This is a genomic window from Gluconobacter albidus, from assembly GCF_002723915.1.
In the GTDB taxonomy this organism is placed as follows: Bacteria; Pseudomonadota; Alphaproteobacteria; order Acetobacterales; family Acetobacteraceae; genus Gluconobacter; species Gluconobacter albidus.
On the sequence record NZ_BEWL01000029.1, the window covers coordinates 1 to 6,196 of the forward strand.

7 protein-coding genes are annotated in these 6,196 nt (G+C 53.9%); 5 read left to right on the forward strand and 2 right to left on the reverse strand.

The window, feature by feature from the left end; all coding sequences use genetic code 11:
- The first annotated feature begins 230 nt into the window (after window positions 1–230).
- From GAL01_RS15070 to GAL01_RS15080, 3 genes are read left to right on the forward strand one after another with little or no spacing between them, the layout of a single operon-like run.
- Window positions 231–941 carry a TetR/AcrR family transcriptional regulator gene (locus GAL01_RS15070; RefSeq protein ID WP_062027099.1) on the forward strand — a complete coding sequence of 237 codons (711 nt, stop codon included), beginning with the start codon at window positions 231–233 and terminating at the stop codon, window positions 939–941.
- Window positions 938–1,846, forward strand: coding sequence for an SDR family oxidoreductase (locus GAL01_RS15075; protein ID WP_082790581.1), 909 nt, complete (start codon window positions 938–940; stop codon window positions 1,844–1,846). The genes GAL01_RS15070 and GAL01_RS15075 overlap by 4 nt, the downstream gene beginning before the upstream one ends.
- A gap of 20 nt (window positions 1,847–1,866) precedes the next feature.
- Window positions 1,867–2,157 (forward strand): 4Fe-4S dicluster domain-containing protein, encoded by a 291-nt coding sequence (locus GAL01_RS15080; RefSeq protein ID WP_062027103.1) that lies wholly within the window; start codon window positions 1,867–1,869, stop codon window positions 2,155–2,157.
- Window positions 2,158–2,303: 146 nt separating this feature from the next.
- Here the strand turns inward: GAL01_RS15080 and GAL01_RS15085 are convergent, their stop codons facing one another.
- A complete protein-coding gene (locus GAL01_RS15085; RefSeq protein ID WP_062027105.1) occupies window positions 2,304–3,242 on the reverse strand; it encodes a LysR family transcriptional regulator in 939 nt (312 codons plus the stop codon).
- Between the two features lie 77 nt (window positions 3,243–3,319).
- Between GAL01_RS15085 and GAL01_RS15090 the strand changes: the two genes are divergently transcribed.
- Both GAL01_RS15090 and GAL01_RS15095 read left to right on the forward strand, forming a co-directional pair.
- A complete protein-coding gene (locus GAL01_RS15090) occupies window positions 3,320–4,264 on the forward strand; it encodes an MBL fold metallo-hydrolase (RefSeq protein ID WP_062027107.1) in 945 nt (314 codons plus the stop codon).
- A complete protein-coding gene (locus GAL01_RS15095; protein ID WP_062027110.1) occupies window positions 4,261–5,226 on the forward strand; it encodes an alpha/beta hydrolase in 966 nt (321 codons plus the stop codon). The genes GAL01_RS15090 and GAL01_RS15095 overlap by 4 nt, the downstream gene beginning before the upstream one ends.
- Window positions 5,227–5,359: 133 nt before the next feature.
- Here the strand turns inward: GAL01_RS15095 and GAL01_RS15100 are convergent.
- A partial coding sequence (locus tag GAL01_RS15100; protein ID WP_099253389.1) for a GlxA family transcriptional regulator occupies window positions 5,360–6,196 on the reverse strand: 837 nt, incomplete at its 5' end.

The following is a 6,196-nucleotide window of genomic DNA, read 5'->3' on the forward strand; positions in this document are numbered from 1 at the left end:
ATCAAGTCCTGGCATTTCAAACGGATAGTGTTTCTTTTTCTAACTGATCCTGGCCACTCGGCCCCTCTGTTCTGACGTCGACATCCAAGGCTTGAATCACATCAGACCGATTTTCCAAACAGACTCTCAAGCCGTCGATGCTCGCCCGAGCCTGATCTTATGCGGAAAAATGGAATAAGCGCTTGAATATAAGTAAGCGTTCACTTACCTTACTTCCGTAAGGAGAACCCATGCCGACCTCACGCCGTTCCAGATTGTCCGCGACTGACCGCAAGCAGGCCATCCTGTCCGCTGCAGCTCCCATTTTCGCCCGGCTCGGTCGGGACGGTGCGACGACCAAGGAAATCGCCAGAGCCGCTGGTGTTTCCGAAGCTTTGCTTTATCGGCACTTTACCAGCAAGGACGTGCTTTATGCGGCGCTTGAAACTCACTGCGTTGAAGCGAATGCAGTTGGCAGCCGTATTCTCGCCGAGGCGACGCCTTCGACTGAAACATTGGTCATGGGTGTTGCCATACTCGTACATGCGGTGTTTCCCGGGATTGGCGATGCGCAGTCTCACGAAGACACCAAACGCCTTGTGACGGCCAGCCTGCTTGGCGATGGCCAGTTCGCAAAGGCGTTCCTCGACCAGCATGTAAAGCCGTGGGTCAGCGTTTTTTCGCAATCATTCAGGGCGGCTCAAGACGCGGGAGACGTCGAATTTGGCATTCATATCGGTCATGCAGAGATATGGTTCGTCCATCATCTGGCGAATACTTTGCATCTCATCAGCCTGCCCGACATCACGGTCGTTGAATACGGCATCACACGAGACAAGCTGGTCGAGAACACTATCCGGTTTCTATTGCGCGGGCTCGGGCTCCAGAACGCCGTCATAGACCGGCACTACGACCCGAAAAAACTCAAGATGATCATTATACCAATGGATCAGAAAATATGATGGAACCGATCAGGACTATAGGCGTCATCGGCGCAACGGGGCGGCTTGGCGCGCCAGTTGCAGCGGAACTGGCAAAACATTTTCAGGTGAGGGCAATCGTTCGTTCGCCGGACAAGGCCCGGAGGATGCTTCCGGCCAATGTCGAAATCATTCAGGCGGATCTGCGGGATGTTACGGGGCTGCGCAAGGCGCTCGACGGGGTGGATGCGCTCTATCTCAACCTTGCGACCGAGACGGCGGATTTGACGCTTCCTTTCTACGAAGAGAGGGAGGGTGTGCGAAACTTGATGAGCGCTATCAAAGGATTGAATATTAGGTATATTGCTAAAATCGGTGCTCTGGGCGCCTATCCTCCCGCCCTTAACACTATCAGCCATAACATCGTGCCCAATATTATTCGGATGGAAGGGCACAAAATCATCGCGGATTCCGGTATTCGTCATACGTTTTTCGCACCGACCCATTTCATGGACCTGCTGCCGAATATGATCAGCGGTCGAGCGCTCCAGTGGATCGGGAATACCCACATCAAAATCTGGTGGATCAGTTCCGCCGATTATGCGCGCTGGGTGATTGAGGCGTTTCAGAATCCTGAGGCAATGCCTGTACATTGCCCCGTACAGGGGCCGGAAGCGATCTCCGTCAGGCAGGCGCTGGAGCGGTTTGTCCGAAATTACGATCCGACACTTAAAATTCGCGTGGCTCCACTTTGGATCATGCGGATGATCGGTCTTTTTAATCCGAAAATGAAGTTCGTCGCGCATTTGTTTGCGTATTTCGGGGATCACGAAGATCCGTTCTATGCCGAAAAAACCTGGCAGGAACTGGGCAAGCCCACAACTACGCTTGAGATGTTCGCGCAGAAGCTGCGGCAAAGTGGGCATTTACAGCAGGGCGCGAAATAAGCGGGTCAGGGAGTAAAGCGATGACCACACCTAAATGTCTGAAAGACGGCCAAACAGGACGGGTCATGCCGGTCGTAGACTTAAATCGCTGTGAGGGAAAAGACGCCTGCGTCGCCGTATGTCCTTACGATGTGTTTGAAGTGCGCAAGATCGATCCGTCCGATTATCGCGATCTTTCATTTGTGGGCAAAATCAAGAGCTATGTCCACGGAGGGATGGTCGCCTATACCCCGCATGCTGATCAATGCCGTGCTTGTGGTTTGTGTGTGAAAGCATGTCCTGAGCGCGCAATCAAATTGGTAAAGATTTGACGTTCATACAAAGATGGATGCCCATTTTCTCTATAATCAGAATTTCTGCTGATGTAAGTCGTCATGACTCCTCGTGCTTTGGGGAAGCTATGACAGCCTATCTCTTTCTGGAGAGATTTATCTGTCTTAGCTATTTTGAGCGTCTATTAAAAATCTGATCTTACATGACTATCCAATACTGATGCGACAGCATCGCGCAGCCATACTGCGGCAGGATCACGATCACTCCGGGCTGACCAGATCATCGATACTGCCGGGATACGCAGGTCCAGTGGAACGGGATGGATTGCCAAACCGAAATGCGCGGCATGCTGCTGAGCGATCCGGCTGGGAAGCGTAGCCAGAACGGGGGCGGCTGCTGCGGCAGCAAGTGCCGTCAGAAAATCTGATGCAGCGAGGACCACGTTGAGTTCCTGACCAATCTGCATCAGTGCGTCTGACAGGCATCCCTGGATGTCATCTTTCAGCGTCATGAGAACATGGGGCAATGCAAGATAACGCTCAACCGTGATTGGAGCATCCGGGTCGATCAGTTCCGGGTTGAAGCAGCAGACGAGAGACTGCTCATACAACGATACTCCACAATGGCGTTCCAAACCGAAATCAAAACACCCAACTGCGATATCCAGCGCCCCCGTATCCAGTAATGTATAGACCTCACTCCGAGGAGATCCACGTGACAGCAGTCGTATTCCAGGTGCATGCCGTTGCAAATAGGCCGTCAGTTTAGGCATCAGAAAGACTTCAAGTTCGGACGAAAAGCCGAAACGAAAGATGCGCTGTTCCGTCGCAGGATCAAACTGTTCCTCATACATCAGGATGTGCTGAGCCTGCCTTAACAACTCCGCGACATGTGACGCCATGGTTGACGCTTTGGCGGTCGGCTGCATGACAGCACCGGTTCTGACGAGCACATCATCGGCCAGTAACATTCGGAGGGTGGCGAGTGCATGGCTCATTGCGGGTTGTTGAATGCGAAGGCGTCGTGCCGCCTTTGTGACGCTGCGTTCTGAAACGAGGGCGTCGAAAGCAATCAGAAGATTGAGATCGAAAGAGCGAAGATTGAAATGATCAATGGGTTTCATATATCAAATCGATTTGTATGATGTTTACGCGCACCCTAACGTCTGATGCGACGTAAAACAATCGTATTGAGTCAATCATGGCAGCAGCTTTTCAAGTGGGTGACGCCCGTGTCACGCGTATTCCCGAACTTCATTGGGATAACGCGCGCCCTCACAAACTGTATCCGGATATCGACGCTGAGGCACTTGCAATATTCGGTCCGTATTTGACGCCAGGATCATTTAATCCCGTGACCGGTGGGCTCGCGCAGGGAACTCATGCGTGGCTTGTTCAGGTTGCTGGTCTCAATATCCTGGTTGATACCGCCACGGGCAACGACAAGCCGTTACCTGCCGCACCGGCACTGGATCATCTGCATACGTCGTTTCTCGAACATCTTGCAGTCGCAGGCGTACAACCGGAGCAGGTTGATACCGTTCTGCATACGCATATTCATGCCGATCATGTTGGATGGAATACGCGTTTGCACAACGGAAAATGGGTGCCGACCTTTCCGAAAGCCCGTCATGTTTTCTCAGTGATTGAGGCCCGATACGGCGCCAGCAATGACGGTATTGACCCTGCTCCAGACCTGCCTCCAGAGATCTTAGGGCGCCCGGACCATCGCCCACTCCCACGTGTCTATACAGACAGCATGCTCCCCGTTATCGAAGCCGGGCTGGGAGAGGCGATTATCATCGACGGTCAAGATCTTCTTGCAGGTTTCTCTTTTCATCCTACTCCCGGTCATAGCATCGATCATGCCTCGATCCGGCTGCGGTCGGATGGTGAAGACGCGTGGTTTACAGGAGATGTCATGCACCATCCTCTGCAGGTTTATCGTCCGGATCTGCGGTCCGTTTACTGCGAATTCGTTCAGCCTGCCGAGCGCTCGCGGCGGTGGTTTCTTAGAGAAGCGGCTGAAAGCGGGAGTCTCTGCTTTACCAGTCATTTCGCGGAAACGGGTGCCGGATATGTCAGGCGTCGTCCAGAAGGTTTTGCATGGGAATTTGCGCAACCAAATGTAGGAGACGCCAGATGATAAATCTGCTTATGGAAAACCTGTTCATTCCGAGTGATACGGCCGATATCTCGCTTCATCTGCGCCATAAACGACGTGCAGACATCAAGACGTTTGATCCACAGCGCACCATCCTGCTGATGCATGGCGCGACACTGCCGGCAGAAAGTCTTTTCGATGTGCCTGTCGGGGAGGGGGCATTCATGGACCTCCTCGCTCAGGAAGGGTTCGATGTTTATGCGCTTAACGTAAGGGGTTTCGGAGGATCAACGCGTCCTGATGGAATGGGAGGTGCACCTGAAGCTGCGCTGCCTCAGGTCAGGACCGAAACAGCAGTACGCGATCTGAGTACTGCTGTTGACTATCTTCTCGTAACGCTTGCCATCCCACGTCTTTGCCTGATCGGAATGTCCTGGGGTGGCACGGTTACCGGCGCATATACGGCTGCTCACAATGACAAGGTGGAGAAATTAACGCTGATTGCACCGCAATGGATCAATGACGGGGTTTCTCGTCTGGATCCGGGTGGCCCCGTGCCTGCTTATCGCCGCTTTAATGTTCAGGCATTTCGCCAGCGCTGGCTTGAAGGCGCACCTGAGCAGAAACGCGAAGAGATTCTGCCAGCAGGATGGTTTGAACAGTGGGCCGCAGTTATTCTTGCGAGCGATCCCGCAGAGCAGGATGGAGTGATCCGGGCGCCTGCGGGCATGATTCAGGATGTGCGTGACTACTGGTCCGCAGGGAAGGCGTTTTACAGTCCCGAAAAGATCACGGTCCCGGTTCTTCTGCTTCATGCAGAGTGGGATTTAGACGTAACCACTCAGCAGATGAGGAATCTGTTTTCACGTTTTTTCAACGCATCGTACCGTCGCTGGATAGAGATTGGGGAAGGAACGCATATGGTGGTTATGGAGAGGAACCGATGGCAGGTGCTTGAAGAAATTCTGCTCTTCCTGCGGGTCGACCCTCATTCAAGGGGTTAAATTCTAGGAAGGGTCCTGATCTGCCGCGTGTTTGATCTGTTCTAGCGGGATAGACGCGATCCATCATAGGAGTGGATCTTACCGGGATTGCCTACAAAACAAGCCGTTTTCTCATCTAGGAAAATGAGCAATCTCAGGTCGCCTCGACCACAGCATTTTGCCTGATAGCCTGAGGCGGCTGATGAAACTCCCGCAGGAAGGCGCGCCGCATCCGTTCGGGATCATGGAACCCGGTCATGACTGCAATGGCTTCAATGGGGAGGGTGGAGCGCTCGACCCGCTCCCGGGCTGCTTCCAGACGCAGTTTCTCGACCGCTCTGGCGGGACTCATTCCCACCGCTGCCCGGAAACTGCGAGAAAAATTGCGGGGGCTCATGCCGGCCTGACTGGCCAGAATATCCACGGTCAGACGCTGTTTCAGGTTGGACCGGATCCATCCCAACAGTTCGGCAAAGCGTTTCTGAGTGCTTCCCATCTCAAGAAGTACCGAGAACTGGGACTGTCCTCCGGGACGGTGATAAAAAACGACCATCTGCTGGGCCGTGCGATGCCCCACTTCTGTCCCGAGGTCTTCCGTCACCAGCGCAAGGGCCATATCTATGCCTGCGCTGATGCCAGCAGACGTCCAGACCGGGCCATCATGGACATGAATGGCATCGGCCGAAACCATGACTTCTGGAAACAGTGCTTTCAGAGTTGCAGCCTGTTGCCAGTGTGTCGTTACGCGGCGTCCATCGAGCATTCCGGCCGCCGCCAGCAGAAAGGCCCCGGTACATACGCTGCATATCCGCCGCGCCGTGGTCGCCTGATATCGGATGAAGGCCTGTAATTCCGGACAATTCATGGCCTGCCTGTGGCCTTCGCCTCCGACAACGACAAGCGTATCAAACGACCCTGCCGCTGCGAGCGGAACCGTCTTGATTGCCATTCCGGAAGACGACCGGACCAGACCACCATGGCGGGACAGGAG

Excerpts from the sequence above, each read along its gene's own strand:
- GAL01_RS15095 (WP_062027110.1), top strand. The coding sequence starts at position 4,261 with ATGATAAATCTGCTTATGGAAAACCTGTTCATTCCGAGTGATACGGCC.
- GAL01_RS15075 (WP_082790581.1), top strand. The coding sequence starts at position 938 with ATGATGGAACCGATCAGGACTATAGGCGTCATCGGCGCAACGGGGCGG.
- GAL01_RS15070 (WP_062027099.1), top strand. The coding sequence starts at position 231 with ATGCCGACCTCACGCCGTTCCAGATTGTCCGCGACTGACCGCAAGCAG.
- GAL01_RS15090 (WP_062027107.1), top strand. The coding sequence starts at position 3,320 with ATGGCAGCAGCTTTTCAAGTGGGTGACGCCCGTGTCACGCGTATTCCC.
- GAL01_RS15085 (WP_062027105.1), bottom strand. The coding sequence starts at position 3,242 with ATGAAACCCATTGATCATTTCAATCTTCGCTCTTTCGATCTCAATCTT.
- GAL01_RS15080 (WP_062027103.1), top strand. The coding sequence starts at position 1,867 with ATGACCACACCTAAATGTCTGAAAGACGGCCAAACAGGACGGGTCATG.